The 19,462-nt window shown below is 56.7% G+C and carries 18 protein-coding genes and 1 riboswitch; of the genes, 15 read left to right on the forward strand and 3 right to left on the reverse strand.

From position 1 onward, the window contains the following. Positions 1-157: 157 nt before the first annotated feature. Entirely contained in the window at positions 158-1,546 is a 1,389-nt protein-coding gene (mgtE, locus tag RT018_RS03010; RefSeq protein WP_312939098.1) for a magnesium transporter, read from the reverse strand. A 122-nt stretch (positions 1,547-1,668) separates the two neighbouring features. Continuing rightward, positions 1,669-1,831: riboswitch (M-box (ykoK) riboswitch) on the reverse strand. Between the two features lie 227 nt (positions 1,832-2,058). Here mgtE and RT018_RS03015 point away from each other — a divergent pair. The 6 genes from RT018_RS03015 (at position 2,059) to RT018_RS03040 (ending at position 9,721) form a co-directional block, all read left to right on the forward strand. Beyond that, the gene (locus RT018_RS03015) at positions 2,059-2,733 is read left to right on the forward strand and encodes a DNA repair protein RadC (RefSeq protein ID WP_312939101.1); all 675 of its coding nucleotides are present in this window, start codon (positions 2,059-2,061) and stop codon (positions 2,731-2,733) included. A gap of 24 nt (positions 2,734-2,757) precedes the next feature. Continuing rightward, positions 2,758-4,722 (forward strand): excinuclease ABC subunit UvrB, encoded by a 1,965-nt coding sequence (uvrB, locus tag RT018_RS03020; protein ID WP_312939104.1) that lies wholly within the window; start codon positions 2,758-2,760, stop codon positions 4,720-4,722. 144 nt (positions 4,723-4,866) lie between these two features. Then, positions 4,867-5,799 carry an EamA family transporter gene (locus RT018_RS03025; RefSeq protein ID WP_312939107.1) on the forward strand — a complete coding sequence of 311 codons (933 nt, stop codon included), beginning with the start codon at positions 4,867-4,869 and terminating at the stop codon, positions 5,797-5,799. Between the two features lie 4 nt (positions 5,800-5,803). Continuing rightward, entirely contained in the window at positions 5,804-6,301 is a 498-nt protein-coding gene (ybaK, locus tag RT018_RS03030; protein ID WP_312939109.1) for a Cys-tRNA(Pro) deacylase, read from the forward strand. Between the two features lie 86 nt (positions 6,302-6,387). Then, entirely contained in the window at positions 6,388-9,213 is a 2,826-nt protein-coding gene (gene uvrA / locus RT018_RS03035) for an excinuclease ABC subunit UvrA (RefSeq protein WP_312939111.1), read from the forward strand. 25 nt (positions 9,214-9,238) lie between these two features. Continuing rightward, positions 9,239-9,721 carry a GNAT family N-acetyltransferase gene (locus tag RT018_RS03040; protein ID WP_312939113.1) on the forward strand — a complete coding sequence of 161 codons (483 nt, stop codon included), beginning with the start codon at positions 9,239-9,241 and terminating at the stop codon, positions 9,719-9,721. Between the two features lie 136 nt (positions 9,722-9,857). On the opposite strand, the gene RT018_RS03045 is transcribed toward RT018_RS03040, so the two are convergent. Continuing rightward, positions 9,858-10,781 carry a SufB/SufD family protein gene (locus RT018_RS03045; RefSeq protein WP_397359602.1) on the reverse strand — a complete coding sequence of 308 codons (924 nt, stop codon included), beginning with the start codon at positions 10,779-10,781 and terminating at the stop codon, positions 9,858-9,860. Continuing rightward, complete coding sequence (locus tag RT018_RS03050; RefSeq protein WP_312939116.1) at positions 10,778-11,518, reverse strand: ATP-binding cassette domain-containing protein; 741 nt, start codon at positions 11,516-11,518, stop codon at positions 10,778-10,780. The genes RT018_RS03045 and RT018_RS03050 overlap by 4 nt, the downstream gene beginning before the upstream one ends. Before the next feature lie 268 nt (positions 11,519-11,786). On the opposite strand from RT018_RS03050, the gene RT018_RS03055 reads away from it, so the two are divergent. The 9 genes from RT018_RS03055 (at position 11,787) to trxA (ending at position 19,420) form a co-directional block, all read left to right on the forward strand. Beyond that, positions 11,787-12,440 (forward strand): ferritin-like domain-containing protein, encoded by a 654-nt coding sequence (locus RT018_RS03055; protein WP_312939118.1) that lies wholly within the window; start codon positions 11,787-11,789, stop codon positions 12,438-12,440. Positions 12,441-12,797: 357 nt separating this feature from the next. Continuing rightward, entirely contained in the window at positions 12,798-13,442 is a 645-nt protein-coding gene (rpe, locus tag RT018_RS03060; RefSeq protein ID WP_312939119.1) for a ribulose-phosphate 3-epimerase, read from the forward strand. A 107-nt stretch (positions 13,443-13,549) separates the two neighbouring features. Then, positions 13,550-14,149 carry a recombination mediator RecR gene (recR, locus tag RT018_RS03065; RefSeq protein ID WP_312939121.1) on the forward strand — a complete coding sequence of 200 codons (600 nt, stop codon included), beginning with the start codon at positions 13,550-13,552 and terminating at the stop codon, positions 14,147-14,149. A gap of 75 nt (positions 14,150-14,224) precedes the next feature. Next, positions 14,225-15,124, forward strand: coding sequence for a GTPase Era (gene era, locus RT018_RS03070; RefSeq protein ID WP_312939123.1), 900 nt, complete (start codon positions 14,225-14,227; stop codon positions 15,122-15,124). A gap of 496 nt (positions 15,125-15,620) precedes the next feature. Beyond that, a complete protein-coding gene (gene epsC / locus RT018_RS03075) occupies positions 15,621-16,277 on the forward strand; it encodes a serine O-acetyltransferase EpsC (protein WP_312939125.1) in 657 nt (218 codons plus the stop codon). 3 nt (positions 16,278-16,280) lie between these two features. Further along, positions 16,281-17,723, forward strand: coding sequence for a cysteine--tRNA ligase (gene cysS, locus RT018_RS03080; protein ID WP_312939127.1), 1,443 nt, complete (start codon positions 16,281-16,283; stop codon positions 17,721-17,723). Positions 17,724-17,962: 239 nt separating this feature from the next. After that, on the forward strand, positions 17,963-18,250 hold the full coding sequence (locus RT018_RS03085; protein ID WP_312939129.1) for a metalloregulator ArsR/SmtB family transcription factor: 288 nt from the start codon (positions 17,963-17,965) through the stop codon (positions 18,248-18,250). Next, positions 18,240-19,058, forward strand: coding sequence for an NAD(P)/FAD-dependent oxidoreductase (locus tag RT018_RS03090; RefSeq protein ID WP_312939131.1), 819 nt, complete (start codon positions 18,240-18,242; stop codon positions 19,056-19,058). Before RT018_RS03085 ends, RT018_RS03090 begins: the two co-directional genes overlap by 11 nt. A 44-nt stretch (positions 19,059-19,102) precedes the next feature. Then, a complete protein-coding gene (gene trxA / locus RT018_RS03095) occupies positions 19,103-19,420 on the forward strand; it encodes a thioredoxin (protein ID WP_312939135.1) in 318 nt (105 codons plus the stop codon). Positions 19,421-19,462 lie beyond the last annotated feature (42 nt).

Genomic DNA, 19,462 nt, shown 5'->3' on the forward strand with positions numbered 1-19,462 from the left:
TCCATTACGGTTCCAAAAAGAAAGCGCATCCCGGCGAGTTCGCCGGGATGCGCTTTTTCTATGCATTTCTTCAGTACAATTTTTCAGAGTCCACACGTCACAGCGGAGAGAAACGGCCCGCAAGAGCGCTGCCTTCATTGCTTCAAAGGGGGGGGTGTCATCCCAAATGAAGAATGGCAGAGGCGAAGGAAAAGTAAATGGTAAGAGAAATGGCGTCTACAATGGTGGTGATGATGGGAGAGGCCATCACCGCCGGGTCAAAGCCCACGCGCTTTGCCAGCAGGGGCAGCGAGCAGCCCACCACCTTGGCGGAAAACACGGTGACGATCATGGTGGAGCACACAACCAGAGCAACCATAGGGGTCACGGCGGGGTTACGGAACAGCATCTGATCAATAAAAATCAGCTTGAGAAAGTTGGCCGAGGCCAGCGTCAGTCCGCACAGCAGGGAAACGCGAATTTCCTTCCAGACGACCCGAAGAATATCTTTGAATGCAATCTCATTCAGCGAAATTCCGCGAATCACAGTAACTGCCGATTGGGAACCGGCGTTTCCGCCCGTGTCCATCAGCATGGGGATATAGGCGGTCAAAATCGTGGCGGCGGCCAGCGCATTTTCAAAGCGAGAAATAATCTGCCCGGTAAAAGTCGCGGAAATCATCAGAAGCAGCAGCCACGGAATGCGGGATTTGAACATTTCTAAAATGTCGGTTTTCAGATACGGCTTGTCGGAAGGAAGGATTGCCGCCATCTTTTCAATGTCCTCGGTGACCTCTTCCTGCAAAACGTCCATAGCGTCGTCCACGGTGACGATACCCACCAGACGGTTTTCTGTGTCCACCACGGGCAAAGCCAGAAAGTCGTATTTGGAGAGAGTGCGGGCGGTGTATTCCTGATCGTCCAGCGTGGAAACGGAGACAAGATTTGTCTCCATAATGTCTCCGATAATTGCGTCTTCCTCGGCCAGCAACAGCGTGCGGAGAGAAACTAGACCAATGAGGTGGCGGTTGTTGTCGATGACATAGCAGATGTTAATGGTTTCCTTGTCTGGGCCGGTGCGGCGGATACGCTTGAGGGCGTCCTCCACCGTCATGGTAGCTTTCAGGTCCACAAACTCCGTGGTCATAATGCTGCCGGCGGAATCCTCGGGGTATTTCAAAATTTCGTTGATGCTCTTGCGCATATCCGGGTCGGAGTGCATCAGAATGCGCTTGACCACGTTGGCAGGCATTTCTTCCACAATATCCACCGCGTCGTCCAGATACAGCTCGTCCAGCACCTCTTTAAGCTCAGTGTTGGAAAAACCCTGAATCAAAAGCTCCTGCTCGTCGGAGTCCAGCTCCACAAAGACCGCCGCCGCCAGCTCTTTGGGGAGCAGGCGAAAAAGAATCGGAAGGTCTTCTTCCGAAAGGCCGTCCATTAAAGGAGCAATGTCTGCCGCCTCAAAGAGACAAAGGAGATCCCGCAAGGCAGCATACTGTTTTCGGCGAATGAACTCCTCTATTTTTTCAATCAGTTCCAAGCGCTTGTTTTCAAATTCCAACATACGCGGGTCCTCCTTTCTTAAAATAATTGGCAAGTCAGATGTCAGAAAAGTAAAAAAATCCCAATCGTCCTGTCCAGTACGATTGAGAAAATTTTCTCCAAAAAACACTGCCGAGAGACAATTCTGTCTCCCCACCGTTCAAGCTTTAGCTCCACAAGGCAGTGAAGTTGCATTAGATGATACCTTAAAGTTCGATATCGCCTGTTCAAACCATCTAATGATGTCTCCATCATTTCGCGGCAGCAACCCATATCCCTGTGGTAGCCTTACCTACCGGACGCTGTTTACTTTTCTCCTTTATAGTATGCCTAAAATGCCGCTGTGTCAACCTTTGGAGCCGTAAAATTGGAGAAAAGAGAAAATTGGGGCGGAAGGTCCGCCCTCCGTTGTGCCACGGCAAGATTTCCAAAGCGCAAACATTTGTACTATAAAAGCGCTTGTAGGATTGTAATGCGTATGGTATAATAGTATACCTGTGAATCTCAAAGAATAACGCTGTGAGGAGGGAGTCCATGGGAATCCATGACGGACACCGGGAAAAAATGCGCCGGCGCTTTCTGGAAACGGGTCTTGCGGGCTTTGCCGACCACGAAGCGCTGGAACTACTTTTGTTTTACGCCATTCCACGCAGGGATACAAATGTTTTGGCCCATGTGCTTTTGGAGCGGTACGGCTCTTTGGGAGCCACCCTCTCCGCCCCGGTGGAGGATCTCCAAAAGGTAGACGGCGTGGGCGAAAGCGCGGCGCTGCTGTTGCGGCTGGTGCCCATGCTGACGGAACGAAGCAGAGCAAGGGAAAGTGCGCCGGTGATTCTGAACTCCACAGAGCGGGCGGGAGAATACCTCCTGAATCGGTTCGATGGAAAAAAATACGAGCTGGTGTATGAGTTGTGTCTGGACAGAAAGGGAAAGCTTCTGGTGAGCAAGCTTTTGACCGAGGGCGACGTGAATGGTGCGGAGCTGAACATCCGCAAACTGGTGGAAAATGCCCTGCTTGCCAATGCCAGTGCCGTGATCCTCTCCCACAATCACCCCAGCGGCGTGGCTTTGCCCTCTGGGGAGGACTTTGCCACCACCGACCGGGTGCGCATGGCGCTTGAAAGCGTGGGCGTCCAGTTAGTGGACCACATCATTGTCGCGGACGGAGATTTTGTTTCCATGCGGGACTCCGGCTATTTTACATCCTGATAAAACCGCCCAAAAGGAGGGCCTATGCCAAAATTTAAAGTCGTAGCGCCTTACGAGCCCTCCGGCGATCAGCCGGAGGCCATTAAAAAGCTGGCCTGGGGCATTGAAAACGGGCTGGACGAACAGATTTTGCTGGGTGTCACCGGCTCCGGCAAGACCTTTACCATGGCCAAGGTCATTGAGCAGATTCAGCGGCCCACGTTGGTGCTGGCCCATAATAAAACGCTGGCCTCTCAGCTTTGCGAGGAATTTAAGGCGTTTTTTCCCAATAACGCCGTGGAGTATTTTGTCTCGTATTACGACTACTATCAGCCGGAGGCCTATATTCCGCACACGGATACCTATATTGCGAAGGATGCGTCCACCAACGATGAGATTGACCGCCTGCGTCTTTCCGCCACCTGCGCCCTGCTGGAACGGCGGGACGTGATTGTGGTGTCCTCCGTCTCCTGCATTTATGGCTTGGGAGAGCCGGAAGATTTTGCCCGGCTGATGATTTCTATGCGCGTGGGACAGACCTTAAACCGGGACGAGCTGCTGCGCCGTTTGGTAGAGGACCGATACGAGCGCAACGACATCGCCTTCGAGCGGAATATGTTCCGTGTCCGTGGGGACACGGTGGAAATCTACCCTGCCTATTTCAGGGACAAGGCCCTTCGGGTGGAATTTTTTGGAGATGAAATCGACCGCATTACGGAGTTCAACCCCGTCACCGGCGCGGCCTATCGCCTGCTGGAGCACGCGGTGGTCTATCCTGCCAGCCACTATGTCACTACCAAGGATAAGATGGACCGAGCCATCGGCGAAATCCGGGAGGAGATGGAGGAGCAGGTTCAATATTTTACGGAACGCAACAAGTTGGTGGAAGCCCAGCGCATCCGTCAGCGGGTGGAGTATGACATCGAGATGATGACGGAGCTGGGCTATTGCTCCGGCATCGAGAATTACTCCCGCATCATCTCCCAGCGGCCCGCCGGGTCTGCGCCCATGACGCTGCTGGACTTTTTCCCCAAAGACTTTATGGTGTTTGTCGACGAGAGCCATGTGACGCTGCCGCAGGTGCGGGCCATGTATAACGGGGACCACGCCCGCAAGCAGAGCCTGATTGACTATGGCTTCCGTCTGCCCTGCGCGTTTGACAACCGCCCGCTGAAGTTTGAGGAGTTCGAGGAGCGGGCGGGTCAGGCCGTGTACGTCTCCGCCACCCCCGGTCCCTACGAGCGGGAGCGCGCCGGGCAGGTGGTGGAACAAGTTATCCGCCCCACGGGACTCTTGGACCCGGTGGTGGAGGTGCGCCCGGTGGAGGGCCAGATCGACGATTTGATTGCAGAAATTCAGGCCCGGTCCGAGCGGCGGGAGCGGGTGCTGGTGACGACTCTCACCAAAAAGATGGCCGAGGATTTGACCGAGTATTTCAAAAATGCCGGAATCAAAGTCCGCTATATGCACTCCGACGTGGAGACAATTGAACGGATGGAGATTATCCGGGGTCTGCGGCTGGGAGAGTTCGACGTGCTGGTGGGCATTAACCTTTTGCGGGAGGGTCTGGATTTACCCGAAGTGAGCCTTGTGGCCGTGCTGGATGCAGATAAGGAGGGATTCCTCCGCAGCGAAACCTCCCTCATTCAGACCATGGGCCGCGCGGCTCGAAACGCCGACGGACTGGTCATTCTCTACGCGGATAAGATCACCCCCTCCATGCGGGCCGCCATGGACGAAACGGAGCGCCGCCGGATGATTCAAGATGAGTATAACAAAACACACGGCATTGAGCCCAAAACCATCATCAAGGACGTGCGTAACACGCTGGAAATTTCCAAGTCCGCTGACCCAGAAACAGCGGGAAAGCGCCGGAAGGCGAAGCTCACCGACCGGGAGCGGGCAGAGGAGATCGCGCGGCTTGAAAAGGAAATGAAAGAAGCGGGCAAGATGCTGGAATTCGAATATGCCGCCATCCTCCGGGACCGCATCATTGAGCTGCGGGGATAATCAAACGCACGGATCCACGACTTTGCCGGGCTTTTCTTTTTGCAGCAAGTTCGGTTGTTTCCCAGAGAAAAAGGAAAAGGGAAGGCAGCAAGTAAAAACGGGGACCACGGCCGCGACGCAGGCACACAACCGGAAGGAGTGCTTATGGAGGAAAGTAAAGATATTACGGAAACACAGGAACAGGAGCGAGCTCCCTCGCCGCCGCAGAAGGCCACTGCCGACTGGCGGGCGTACGCCTGCATTCTGGCTGGGGCGGTACTGTGGGGTATGATCGGTCTATGGAACCGCCGATTGATGAGCGGCGGCCTTTCCCCGTGGTCTATTGTCCTGGTGCGCAACACAGGCGGGCTTGCCCTTCTGTCGGTGATTTTTGCCATTCGGGACCGCAGCGTGTTTCGGGTGAAGCGGGAGCACCTAAAATACTTTTTTGGCACCGGCGTGGTCAGCGTTCTGCTGTTCACCGTGTGCTACTTCTCCTGCCAGAAAATCACGTCTTTGGCGGTGGCGTCTATCCTGCTGTACACGGCCCCGTCCATCGTGGTGATTTTATCCGCGATTCTCTGGAAGGAGCCGGTCACGAAGAAAAAATTGCTGGCGCTGCTGCTGACGCTGCTGGGCTGCGCTCTCGTGTGCGGGGTTTTTGCTGGGGATTTGATGGTCACGCCGGCGGGAATTTTGCTGGGCCTTGGCGCGGGCTTTTTCTACGCGCTGTACAGCGTCTTCGGGCGATACGCCCTGCGGGCCGGGTATGACGCCCGGACCACCACCGTGTGGACCTTTGTGTTCGCCGGTGCGGGCGCGCTGTTTTTTATCAAACCGGCGGAGCTGGCCACACTGATCGCCGCACCATCCCTGTGGCTGGGGACGCTGGGGCTGGTGGCGGTATCCACCGTGGCGCCGTACCTGCTGTATACGTCGGGCCTTGCCCGGGTGGAGTCCGGCAAGGCGTCCATCATGGCGAGCCTTGAACCGGTGGTGGCAACCCTTGTCGGCGTGCTGGTGTTTCAGGAGCCTATGAATGGGCTGACGCTTTTGGGAATCGTGTGCGTCCTTGCGGGCGTGGTGATTTTGAGGTGAGACAATGAAGCAAAAAGAGGAAAAAACCAATGTGATGCGACTGCTGGATCAGAAAAAAATACCCTATACCGCCCATTTTTACGAGGATACGGACGGGCCTTCCGGGGACAGGGAGTATGGTCTCCATGTGGCGGAGGCTATGGGACAGGACCCTCAACGGGTTTTCAAGACGCTGGTTGCCCAAGGTGCGTCCGGTGGATTCTATGTATATGAGGTCCCGGTGACCGACAGCCTTGATTTGAAAAAGGCCGCAAAGGCCGTGGGGGAAAAGTCCGTACAACTCCTCCCGGTGGCGTCTATTTTGGCCGTCACAGGCTATATCCGGGGCGGATGTAGCCCCGTGGGGATGAAAAAGCGGTTTCCCACTGTGTTTCATGAAACGGCGGAGAACTTTGAAGCAATCTATATTTCCGCAGGAAAAATCGGTGCGCAGGTGGAGGTTTCCTTGCAGGACCTTTTGGCGCTGCTGGGAGCGGAGATGGCGGATATCGTGGTGGAGTGACCCTGGTGCAATGCGCCGGGACATGGCGGCGGGGAGGTCCCCGCGGGAAACGTCCCCTCGGGGGGCGGCAAGGAGTTTTTTAGAGTATGCAGGACAAAATTGTTGTAAAAGGCGCCCGCGCCAACAATCTTAAAAATGTGGATGTGACCATTCCCCGGGACAAGCTGGTGGTGCTCACTGGACTCAGCGGGTCGGGAAAGTCCTCTCTGGCCTTTGACACCATTTATGCCGAGGGCCAGCGCCGCTATGTGGAAAGCCTGTCCTCCTATGCCCGGATGTTTTTGGGGCAGATGGAAAAGCCGGACGTGGACTATATCGACGGGCTCAGCCCCGCCATCTCCATCGACCAGAAAACCACCTCCAAAAACCCTCGATCCACCGTGGGCACCGTGACGGAGGTGTACGACTATCTGCGCCTTCTCTGGGCCCGGGCGGGCACGCCCCACTGCCCCAAGTGCGGCAAGGAGATCCGCCAGCAGACCATTGACCAGATCATTGATCAGGTGATGGCTCTGCCGGAGGGGACTCGCATTCAGGTGATGGCCCCCGTGGTGCGGGGGAAAAAGGGCGAGTATGTCAAGACCTTTGAGGACGCCCGAAAATCGGGCTATGTCCGCGTCCGGGTGGATGGTTCTCTCTACGAGCTGGATGAGGAGCTAAAGCTGGAAAAAAACAAAAAGCACACCATTGAAATCGTGGTGGATCGCCTGATTATCCGGGAGGACGTGCGCCAGCGGCTGACCGACTCGGTGGAAACCGCCTCCTCCCTGACGGGGGGCGTGGTGCTCATCAACCTGGTGCGGGAGGAGCAAGACTTGACCTTCTCCCAGAACTATGCCTGCGAGGATTGCGGCGTTTCTCTTGAAGAACTGGCGCCCAGGCTGTTCTCCTTTAACAACCCCTTTGGTGCGTGCCCGGCCTGTATGGGCCTTGGCAGCCAACAGAAGGTGGACCCGGCGCTGGTGGTGCCGAACGGAGAACTGTCGATTTTGGACGGGGCCATTCAGGCCTCCGGCTGGAACAACATCCGGGGCGACGGCATTTCCCGGATGTATTTCGATGCACTGTCCAAAAAGTACCGGTTCTCTCTGTCTGTTCCCTTTAAGGACTTGCCGGAAGACATTAAATCCGTCATTTTTTACGGGACCGGCAATGAAAAGCTGGACCTGCACTACGACCAGCCCCGGGGCAAGGGCGTTTTGCACCAGCCCTTTGAGGGCATCTGTACCAATTTGGAGCGCCGCTATCAAGAAACGCAGAGCGACTCCATGCGCCGGGAGCTGGAGGAGTTCATGACCCAGCAGCCCTGCCCCACCTGTGGGGGGAGGCGCCTGCGCAAGGAAGCGCTGGCCGTCACCGTGGGTGATTTGAGTATTAACGATTTCACGAAAATGTCCGTGGTGAACGAGCTGGACTGGGTGGACAAGCTGAAGCTGACGGAACAGCAAATGCTGATTGCCGACCGGATTCTCCGGGAGATTAAAAGTCGCCTTGGATTTTTGCAGTCCGTGGGATTGGGCTATTTGACCCTCTCCCGCGCGGCGGGGACGCTCTCCGGCGGGGAAAGCCAGCGCATTCGTCTGGCGACGCAGATCGGTTCCTCCCTGATGGGGGTGCTGTATATTTTGGACGAGCCTTCCATCGGGCTGCACCAGCGGGACAATGATAAGTTGCTTGCCACGCTCAAGCGCCTGCGGGACTTGGGGAATACCTTGCTGGTGGTGGAACACGACGAGGACACCATGCGTGCGGCGGACTATCTCATCGATGTAGGTCCGGGCGCGGGTGTCCACGGCGGTGAAATTGTAGCGGCGGGCACGCCGGAGGAGGTCATGGAAAATCCAAACTCCGTGACGGGACAATACCTTTCCGGGCGGCGAAAAATTGCCGTCCCCACAGTCCGGCGCACGGGCAGCGGCAATGTTTTGAAGGTTGTGGGTGCGGGGGAAAACAACCTGAAGGACGTGAATGTGGACATTCCGCTGGGGACCTTTACCTGCGTCACCGGTGTGTCCGGGTCGGGAAAGTCGTCTCTTGTAAACGAGATCATATTTAAAAAGCTGGGCGCCGAGTTGATGCGCATGAAGACGCGGCCCGGAAAGTGCGGGCGCATCGAGGGGCTGGAACACCTTGATAAGGTGGTGGACATCGACCAAAGCCCTATTGGGCGCACCCCCCGCAGCAACCCCGCCACCTACACCGGGCTGTTCAACGACATCCGGGACATGTTTGCCGCCACGCAGGAGGCCAGAAGTCGGGGCTACGGGCCGGGTCGGTTCAGCTTCAATGTCCGGGGTGGACGGTGTGAGGCATGTTCCGGCGACGGACTGCTGAAAATCGAGATGCATTTCCTGCCGGATATCTTCGTCCCCTGCGAGGTGTGCAAGGGCGCGCGGTATAACCGGGAGACGCTGGAGGTCCGCTATAAGGGCAAAAATATTGCGCAGGTACTGGACATGACGGTGGAGGAGGCAGCGGAGTTTTTCTCTGCCCTGCCCAAAATCAGCAAGAAACTGCAAACTCTGTGCAACGTGGGTCTTGGCTATGTGAAGCTGGGCCAGTCCTCCACAGAGCTCTCCGGTGGCGAGGCCCAGCGGGTGAAGCTGGCGACGGAGCTGAGCAAAGTGGCCACGGGTCGCACCATCTATATTCTGGATGAACCCACCACCGGTCTTCACAGCGAGGATGTCCGGCGGCTTTTGGAGGTTCTTCAAAAGCTGGTGGAAGGCGGCAACACGGTGCTGGTTATTGAGCACAATCTGGATGTGATTAAGTGCGCCGATTACCTCATTGATCTTGGTCCTGAGGGAGGCGACGGCGGAGGATCCATCGTCTGCACCGGCACGCCGGAAGAGGTAGCCGCCTGTCCGGAGAGTTATACCGGGCGATACTTGAAAAAAATGCTCCTTTGACGGAGATTGAATGGGAGACGGAAGCATGAACATTCGCACCGCGCAAATGGCGGATTTAAAGGCGTTGACGGCAGTGGAAGCCGCGTGTTTTCCGGCGGCGGAGGCCGCCGGGGAGGAAGACTTTGCCGCGCGGCTCCGGGTCTATCCCCGGCACTTCTGGCTTTTGGAGGAAGATGGGGAGATTGTCTCCTTTGTCAACGGCATGGCAACCGATGAGGAGACAATCCGAGACGAGATGTTCTCCGACGCGTCTCTTCACAAGGAAAACGGGGCGTGGCAGGCGATTTTCGGCGTGAACACTCTGCCAGCGTATCGCCGCCGGGGTCTTGCCGCGCGCTTACTGCGCGCGGCGGAACAGGATGCCCGGGCCGCCGGTCGGCGGGGCTGCATCCTCACCTGCAAGGCTGCGCTGCTTCCATGGTACGAAAGTCTTGGCTACTGCAATCAGGGCGTGTCTGGGTCTGTCCACGGCGGTGCGGAGTGGTACGATATGACATTGGAATTTTGATGGAAGCTGAAAAGCTTAATTGCACAAGACAAAAGACGGACTGCGGTATAGCCGCAGTCCGTCTTTTTAACGATACAAACGTAAGGGGAAAAGGGGAGATTGCTGCAGGTAAAGCATTCTGGTTATTTTAGGTGCGTTACGCCAAAAAGCCTTTCAGAATGCGGTCTTCTGCCTCTTCCTCAGTCAGGCCAAGGGTTTGCAGCTTCAAGAGCTGATCGCCCGCAATTTTCCCGATGGCGGCCTCATGAATGAGCTGTGCGTCCATGCAGTTGGAGGCAATTTCCGGAATAGAGCGGATTTTTGCGTCGCCCATAATGATGGAGTCGCACTGCACATGGCCAAAGCTTCTGGCGTTGCCGGTCATCAGTGGGCGGAAGGTTTGTACGGAGGTGTCCTGCCCCACAGACCGGGAAATCACCCGGCCCTTGGAGTCTTCGCCGTCCAACACAATCTCCATGTCGCTGTTGGCCGTTTGCTCTCCGTGGGTAAGCAGTCGCTCCGTCACCACGGCCTCGGCGTTTTTTCCGCAGACAATTTTGGTATAGCGATTGGTAGAGTCGATGCCCCTTATTTGGGTGGTGTCCATCTGAATAGAAGCCCCCTCTTCCAGATACACAATGGTCTGGGGGTTCATAATTTTGCCGCCCTTGCCATCTCCCTCGCCATAGTGCTTTTCCGTATAGTGAACGTGGGAGTTTTTGCCTACGTAAAAGGTGTGTACGCCGTCGTGGCGGCTGGATGCGTCGCCGCAGTTGTGAATCCCGCAGCCCGCCACAATGATAACATTGCTGTTTTGGCCGATATAAAAATCGTTATAGACAAGCTCCTCGATGCCCGGCTTGGTGATGATGACAGGGATGTAGCAGGTTTCTCCCGTCGTGCCGGGCTTGATGCGGATGTCGATGCCGGGCTTGTCTTCTTTGCTGGTAATTTCAATGTTTTCTGAGCTCTGCCGCCCGTCGCACCCCGTGTCCTTGCGGATGTTAAAGGCCCCCACGGGCTTTCCGATCAGGTCCGCGATTTTTTCAAGCAGGGCGCGGTCCACTTCCGTATCCATCATCGCGCTGTGCCCCCCTTCGTCAAAACCGGGCAGAAACCCGTGGTATCCGCCAGAATTTCCGGCAAAATCTCGTCGGCGGAGCCACGGAGACTGACACCGCCGTCACCGATGACCACCACCTCGTCTGCCAGAGAAATAATCCGCTCCTGATGGGAAATGACAATCATAGTGGCGTTGCCGGACTGGTGAATTTGTTCAAAAGTCTCCGTCAGACGGGAGAAGCTCCATAGATCAATGCCCGCCTCCGGCTCGTCAAAAATCATGAGTTGCGCGCTCCGGGCCAGAAGGGTCGCAATTTCAATGCGCTTCACTTCGCCGCCGGAGAGAGAAGCGTCCACCTCCCGGTCCAGATAGTCGTTGGCGCACAGGCCAACCCGGGTGAGATACTGGCAGCAAAGGTCCTTGGGAAGCGGCCTGTTTCCAGCTGCGATGGTCAAAAGGTCTCGGACGGTCAGCCCCTTAAACCGGGGGGGCTGCTGAAACCCGTAGCTGATGCCCCGCTTCGCCCGCTCCGTAATACCGAGGTCCGTCACGTCCTCTCCATTCCATAAAATCTTGCCGGACGTAGGCTTCACAAGACCCATCACGATTTTTGCTAAAGTGGTTTTTCCGCCGCCGTTAGGTCCGGTAAAGACCACCAGACGGTGGTCGTCAACCGTCAGGGAGATGTCCTTCAAAATCTCCAGCTTGCCCTCCGGCTCCTGAACGGCATAATGAATATGTTGCAATTCCAGCACAGCGCGATTCCTCCTTGCGCGTTTTTTCAAAATACGCGGTTATTCTACCATTTTTTTTCTTAAAAAGCAATGCTAACAGCCGGATTTAAGTATTCTGTCCCAAGAGTGGCAGATTTATCTGAGGTCTCAAATTTACTGGCACACGGGACACGGCTGGCGCATACCATGAAAAAGAGAACTGGACTCCGCCGGGAATTGCTTCGCGCGGCGGAGACGCGGCGCGTTTTTTAATACTTGCCGGCGCGAAGCGGCGGAATGGAGCGTTTTTATGCAACAGCAGGCTGATACATACGACTACCGGCAATACGACAAAATCTGGCAGCGGGTTTCTCCTACTCTGGATCCCTATCCCGGCGTCGCGCCGGAATGTGCCACGGCAAAAACTCCCGCCGTCAGCGCGGCCGTCTCAGAGCAGGAGGAGACCGTCTGCGCGGCACAGACCAAAGCCGCCTCCATGACGGAAAGTCTTTCCTGTATCGAGGCAAATCCATGCTGTATGGGCGAATCGGCAATGGATATGCTGCGAGTTTTGCAGAATTTTATTGAAGAAGAGCTGGCGGCCAAGCGCTATTATCTGGCCTTCTCCCGGCAAGCCCCCGTCTGGGCGCGTCAGATGCTGCGGGACATAGCCGAGAATGCGGCCGCTCACGCCCGAAGACTGATGGCGGTGCACTATCTGATTACCTGCCAGTGCTATCAGCCCGCTTCATCTTACGAACGCATTTATGTGGGCCAACTTTGTCCCGCTTTGCGGGCCCGGTATCAGGACGAGGTCTGTCGGGCCCAGCAATATGAGCGGGCCGCGGAGAACACCTCAGACCCCTGCCTTTCAAAGCTTTTATTCGAGTTGAGCGCGGATGGATACCGGAATGCAGATCAGTTAATGATGCTGCTGGAGCGGGCCATGCGCCAGCAGCAGTAAAAAAGCGGCAAGGCTCCCGAGGGCTTTCGCGCAAAAGAGCCGCCTGCATCGCAGGCGGCTCTTTTGCGTTCCAGCAAATCCAGAGCGCAGCTTGCATTTTCCCGACAAATTTGGTATACTAAAAAGCAAAATTCCGCATGACGCGCCGGGAAACAAAAAGCAACGGGCCGGCAGGCTGCCCTGCCGGCCCTATTCGAAAAAGCGGTGGCACCGCGTCGGGGCCGGACACCGCGTGGGGTGCCGCGTGGCGCCCATCCGCTTAGGCTATCCTATGCCAGCCGGGGCAGGCGGTTCCTGCCGCCGAAAGGGTCCGGCTATTGCGCGGGCGCTGATTTTTCATTGAAAAGAGGGCTTATAATGATAAAGATATCGCCGTCTATCCTGTCCGCCGACTTTGCCAACCTGGAACGGGACATTCGGAAAATTTCAACGGCCGACTATGTGCATGTGGACGTGATGGACGGCGTGTTCGTCCCAAACATCTCCATCGGCCTGCCTGTGGTAAAGGCCATTCGCCCTGTGACGCAGCAGCCGCTGGACGTTCACCTGATGATTGTAGAGCCGGGGCGGTATGCCGGGCGCTTTTGCGACGCGGGGGCGGACATCGTGACCATGCATGTGGAGGCGGACACGGAGGAGAATCTTCTCTCTGCCATCGAGGTCATTCATGCCAAGGGCAAGCGAGCGGGCGTGGTGCTCAAGCCCGCCACCCCGGTTTCGGCGGTGCTGCCCTATCTTGAGCGGGTGGAGCTGATTCTGGTGATGACCGTGGAGCCAGGATTCGGGGGCCAGAGCTTTATGGAGGACCAGTTGGAAAAGGTCCGCGCCATCCGCGCCCTGATCGAAGAGCGCAATCCCGATTGCGAGCTGGAAGTGGACGGGGGTGTCGCCCCAGACACGTACCGTGCCTGCATCGACGCGGGGGCAAACGTTCTGGTGGCGGGCAGTTCGGTATACGGCGCGGAAGACATTCCCGCCCGCATTCAGCTTCTGCGGGGCTGAGAATAGGGTTTTCCGCGCTTTTTGAAGCGGTCCCCTTTTAAACAATGTCCCGATGCCATACCTGAATCGGCGCACCGCCGCCATCAATTAAGAAGCGAGGTCTGACCATGGAATATTTTCCCGCGCCGCTGGAAAAACTGGTGGAGCAGTTTGCCCGCCTGCCGGGTATTGGCGGAAAGTCCGCCCAGCGTCTGGCGTTTTATGTGCTAGGGCTGCCGGAGGAGGAGGCGCTGGAGTTTTCAAGCGCCATCATTGACGCGAAAAAGCACGTCACCTGCTGCCCCGTGTGCCAGAATTTTACCGCCGGGGGACTGTGCCCCATCTGTTCCTCGCCCAAGCGGGACGGGAGCGTGATCTGCGTGGTGGCGGACCCCCGGGATGTGGCAGCGCTGGAGCGGTCCCGGGAATTTGGCGGGCACTATCATGTGCTCCACGGAGTCCTGTCCCCCATGAACCATGTGGGACCCGACGACCTTGCCATCCGTCCCCTGCTGGACCGGGTGGCCAAGGGAGGCGTTGAGGAGGTCATCATGGCCACCAACCCGGACACCGAGGGAGAGGCCACCGCCATGTACCTTGCGCGGCTTTTAAAGCCCTTCGAGGTGAAGGTGACCCGTCTGGCTTACGGCATCCCCGTGGGCGGACATCTGGAATTTACGGACGACGCCACGCTTTCCCGCGCACTGGAAGGCAGACGGGAGATATAAAGACGACAAAAAGAATGCCCGGGCCGTCCGGCCCATACAAATAATTGCTCAAACAAAGAAAGTTGAGGATCATCTATGCCCGAAATCAAAAAAACCGCTATGGTCACCGTCTGCGGACGGCCCAACGTGGGAAAATCCAGCCTGACCAATGCGTTGGTGGGCGAAAAAGTCGCCATCGTGTCCAACAAGGCCCAGACCACCCGCAACCGCATTTGTGGCGTGGTGAACAGGGGCGAAATCCAGTTTGTCCTGATGGACACGCCGGGTCTGCACAAGCCCAAGTCTGCGCTGGGGGACTATATGGTGAAAATTGTCACCTCCAGCCTTTCCGACGTGGACTGCGCATTGTTGCTGGTGGAGCCCATTGCTCACGTGGGCGCGCCGGAATTGGCGCTGATTGCCCGGGTGCGGGAGGAGAACATCCCCACGATACTGTGCATCAATAAAACGGACACGGTGAAGCCCGACGAACTGCTGCCAGTCATTGCGGCGTACAACGAGGTATGGGACGGCTTTGCCGCCATCATCCCCATCTCCGCCCACCGGAAGGACGGGCTGGAGGATTTGCTGGGCGAGATGAACAAATACGCCAAGGAAGGGCCTCAGCTCTTTCCGGACGGGCAGACCTCCGACCAGCCGGAGCGGCAGGTGATGGGGGAAATCCTGCGGGAGAAGCTGCTGTTGTGCCTTGATAAGGAGATTCCTCATGGCACCGCCGTGGAGATTTCCAAGTTTTCGGAGCGGGACGACGAGGTGATCGAGGTGGATGCTACGATTTACTGCGAGAAGTCTAGCCACAAGGGGATCATCATCGGGAAGCAGGGTGCCATGCTGAAAAAAATCAGCAGCATGGCCCGCCATGACATGGAGCGCTTCATGGGGACGAAGGTCTATCTCCAGACTTGGGTCAAGGTGAAGGAGAACTGGCGAGACAATCTGGGTTATGTGCGGAACCTGGGCTATCGGGACAATTGAAAAAAAGACAAGCTTTCGGCGGGGCGCACGGTATCGTGCGCCCCGCGTTTTTGCACAGCACGCCATCCTGTGCGAAGCGCGGGTACGAAAGCAATTTTCCAGCCTTTTTCGCTTCTTACGCCCCTCTTGACACGAATTGCAAAGCCTGCTAATATAATAAGAACGCGAGGAACGGAAAGAGTAGCAGATTCCTAAAGGGCAGAGAGGGCGCGCCATCGGCTGAAAGCGCGCCTGCGGAGGGAAGTGTGAAGTGCGTCCGGGAGCGTGAGGTTAATCCCCTCCGGTGAAGCCGCCGTTATCGGGCTGTCCGGCTGCTGGGCCGGCACGAGTATTGCAAGAGTGGAACCGCGTCGCCGACGCCTCTTGTACCTATTTGAGGTACGAGGGGCGCTTTTTGATTTAAAAGGAGTGCTGTATGCGGATATTTGCCTGTCGATGTCCGGGTTTGACTTCCCCGGCATATTTTAATAATTGAGATTGAAAAGGAGTCTTGAATATGACCCGTTTGTCGGAATTGCTGGGCGCATACCAAAGCCGGGACCCCGCCGCCCGCAGCAAGCTGGAGATTTTTTTGCTTTATCCTGGCGTCCATGCCACGATTTATCACCGCATTGCGCATTTTTTCTTTCAAAGAAACAGGATGTTTCTTGCCCGGTGCGTCTCCCAGTGGAGCCGCTTTTGGACCGGTATTGAAATCCACCCCGGTGCAAAAATCGGCCGCCGCTTAGTGATCGACCACGGCATGGGCATCGTCATCGGCGAAACCGCCGAGGTGGGGGACGACTGCCTGCTCTACCAGTGTGTGACACTGGGTGGGACGGGGAAGGATAAGGGAAAGCGCCACCCCACCATCGGGAACAACGTGATGGTAGGCTCCGGGGCCAAGGTTCTGGGCCCCTTCACCGTGGGGGACCATTCCCGCATTGCGGCGGGGGCCGTGGTGCTGAGCGAGGTTCCGCCAAATTCCACAGCCGTGGGTGTTCCGGCGCAGGTGGTACGGGTCAGTGGACAAAAGCCCGTGGCCAGCTTTGCGGAAGACGTGGACCAAATCAGCGATATGTGCGACCCTGTGCAGGAAGAGCTGCTTGCCCTGTTCCAGCGGTTGGACGCGCTGGAACAGCAGTTAAAAAGCATCAAGGAAAGGACGGCCTGAGCCATGTATCTTTATAACTCCGCCACCCATAGAAAAGAGGAATTTAAGCCCAACCACCCGGATATCGTGAAGATGTATACCTGCGGCCCCACGGTTTATCACTATGCCCACATCGGAAATCTGCGCAGCTATATAATGGAGGACGTGCTGGAAAAACACCTGCGCTACGTGGGTTATAACGTCAAGCGTGTCATGAACATCACGGACGTGGGCCATCTCACCAGCGACGCGGACACGGGCGAGGACAAAATGCTCAAGGGCGCACAGCGAGAGCACAAGTCGGTTCTGGAAATTGCCCAGTTTTATACCGACGCCTTTTTTGACGACTGCCGCAAGCTAAACATCAAGCGGCCCGACATTGTGGAGCCCGCGACCCGATGTATTGACGAGTATATCACAATCATCACCCGCCTGATGGAAAACGGCCACGCCTATCAGTCCGGGGGCAACGTGTATTTCGACACCTCCAAGCTGGAGCATTATTACCTGTTCAACGACCACGATGCGGATGATTTGGCCGTGGGCGTGCGGGAAGGCGTGGAGGAGGACTCCAACAAGCGCAACAAAAACGACTTTGTGCTCTGGTTCACCAAGTCCAAATTTGAGGATCAGGCTCTGAAGTGGGATTCTCCCTGGGGCGTGGGCTATCCCGGCTGGCACATTGAGTGCTCCGGTATTTCCATGAAGCATCTGGGTGAGGATCTGGATATTCACTGCGGCGGGATCGACAATGCCTTCCCCCACCATACCAACGAGGTTGCCCAGTCTGAGGCGTATCTGGGCCACCACTGGTGCAACTATTGGTTCCATGTCCTGCACCTGAACACCGGCGGTGGGAAAATGAGCAAGTCCAAGGGGGAATTTCTCACGGTTTCCCTGCTGGAGGAGAAAGGCTACGATCCCATGGACTACCGCTACTTCTGTCTCCAGTCCCACTACCGCAAGGCGTTGGTGTTTTCCTATGAAAATCTGGACAACGCGAAAACCGCTTATGGCAAGCTGATTGCCCGGATTGCCGCCCTGAAGGACGGCCCGGCAGAGAGCAGCGAGACGGAGAATGCTCTGCGGACTAAGTTTAAGGCCGCCATGGACAATGATTTGAACACGTCTTTGGGCGTGACCGCGCTGTACGATGTATTGAAAGCGGATATTTCCGACGGGACCAAATTGGCACTTCTGGGTGAGTTCGATGGGGTGCTGAGTCTGGGATTGCTGGACCGGGCGGCAAAAAAACGGGAGCAGGACGCAAAGTCCGTCAGCTCCAATCAGGGCGGGTTCACCGTTCAGGGCGAGGGTGATCCGGAGATTGACGCACTGGTGGTCCGGCGGGCCGAGGCCAAAAAGGCAAAAAACTTTGCTGAGGCGGACCGTATCCGCGACGAGCTGAACGCCAAAGGTGTGGAGATTACCGATGTGCCCGGCGGCGCGGTGTGGAAACGGGCGTAAGCCGACAAGGTAGATGCGGATCTTGCGAGCGAGGCACGGAGGCTGTTCTGTTTAACAAATCGAGGACCGGGCGCAAAGCGCCCGGTCCTTTTTAAAATATTTTTTTCATTTGTTGCAAATACTACTGAAGATATGAATATATTAGGATATTCTAATAAAACGAATATGAATAAGTAGGCCGAGGCGGGAAAAACTGGCTTCGGACGGAACCTCGGAGAAAGGACGGGTGAGAACCGGAAATGGACTATGACCAACAGGCGGAACTGCTGAAGGCGCTGGCAAATCCCACACGGCTGCAAATTGTCCACTCCCTGTTAAACGCCGGTTGTCGCAACGTGGGCTGCATGGAGCGGGGAACGGGCGTGAGCCAGTCTTGCATTTCCCAGCATCTGCAAAAGCTGAAGGCCGCTGGCGTTGTGGCGGCGGAGCGCAGTGGAAACGAAGTTTATTACAGAGCTGCGTCGCCGGAGGTTGCCCGGCTGGTGGCGGCGCTGTTTCAGGAGGAGGTTTCAAACTATGTCCTGTGATGTGCTGGTAATCGGCGGCGGCCCGGCGGGGCTGAGCGCGGCAATCAATGTCCGGGCTCGGGGGAAAAGCGTGCTGGTGATCTCCAACCCGGTGGAAGAGAATCCACTGTGGAAATCTGAGCGGGTGGAGAATTATCCGGGCCTGCCCGGCGTCACCGGAGAGGAGTTGCTTCTCGCCATGCAAAAGCACGCAGAGACCGACGGCGTAGAATTTGCCGAAGGGAAGGCTCTGTCCGCCATGAACATGTCCGAAACATGGTATGTGAGCGTGGGCAGCGACGTGCAGGAAGCCAAGGCCGTGGTGCTGGCGGCGGGCGTTGCCCGGGGAAAGAAATTTCCCGGCGAAGAAGAGTTTTTGGGCCGGGGCGTGAGCTACTGTGCCACCTGCGACGGGATGCTTTACCGGAACAAGCCTGTGGCGGTGCTGGGATACAGCCAGTCAGCCCGGCACGAGGCCGAGTTTTTAAAGGGGATTGGGTGCGAGGTGCACTACTTTGAAAAACCCAAGGACTGCGAAATTACCGGCGAGGGAAAAGTGGAAAAGGTAATTTGCGGTGGCGAGACAGCGGAAGTGGACTGCGTGTTCATCCTGCGTCCCGCGCTGGCGCCTACGGATTTGTTTCCCGGTCTTGCGGTGGAAAACGGCTATGTGCAGGTGGACCGTCGCATGGCAACGTCCCTTACCGGCGTGTTTGCGGCGGGAGACTGCACGGGAACGCCTCTTCAGGCGGCGAAGGCGGCCGGCGAGGGATTGATCGCCGGACAGAGTGCGGCGGCGTATGTGGCCGCGCTGGTGCGGAAAGAATAAAGAAAGCAACGGAAGATAAAATAAAGAAAAAGGAGATTTGAAAAATGGCATTGGTGCATTTGAACAACACGGAGTTCGACGCGACAGTCGAAGCGGCCCCCCTGGCGATGGTGGATTTTTGGGCGGATTGGTGCGGCCCTTGCAAAATGGTGGGTCCCACTGTGGAAAAAATCGCCGCCGATTACGACGGCAAGGCTTTGGTTGCCAAGGTCAACATTGACCAGGAGCCGGAGTTGGCCCAGCGGTTTGGCGTTATGTCCATTCCCACACTGGTGTTTTTGAAAAACGGAGAGGAATTTGACCGCAAGGTAGGCGTGATGCCCGAGGCGGCGTTCACCGCCGTGCTGGACGAGAGCCTGTAATTTCAGCGGGCCTGAAAACGGAAGAACTTAAGCGCCGCTCCG

It is taken from the genome of Oscillibacter sp., from assembly GCF_032060045.1.
In the GTDB taxonomy this organism is placed as follows: Bacteria; Bacillota; Clostridia; order Oscillospirales; family Oscillospiraceae; genus Oscillibacter.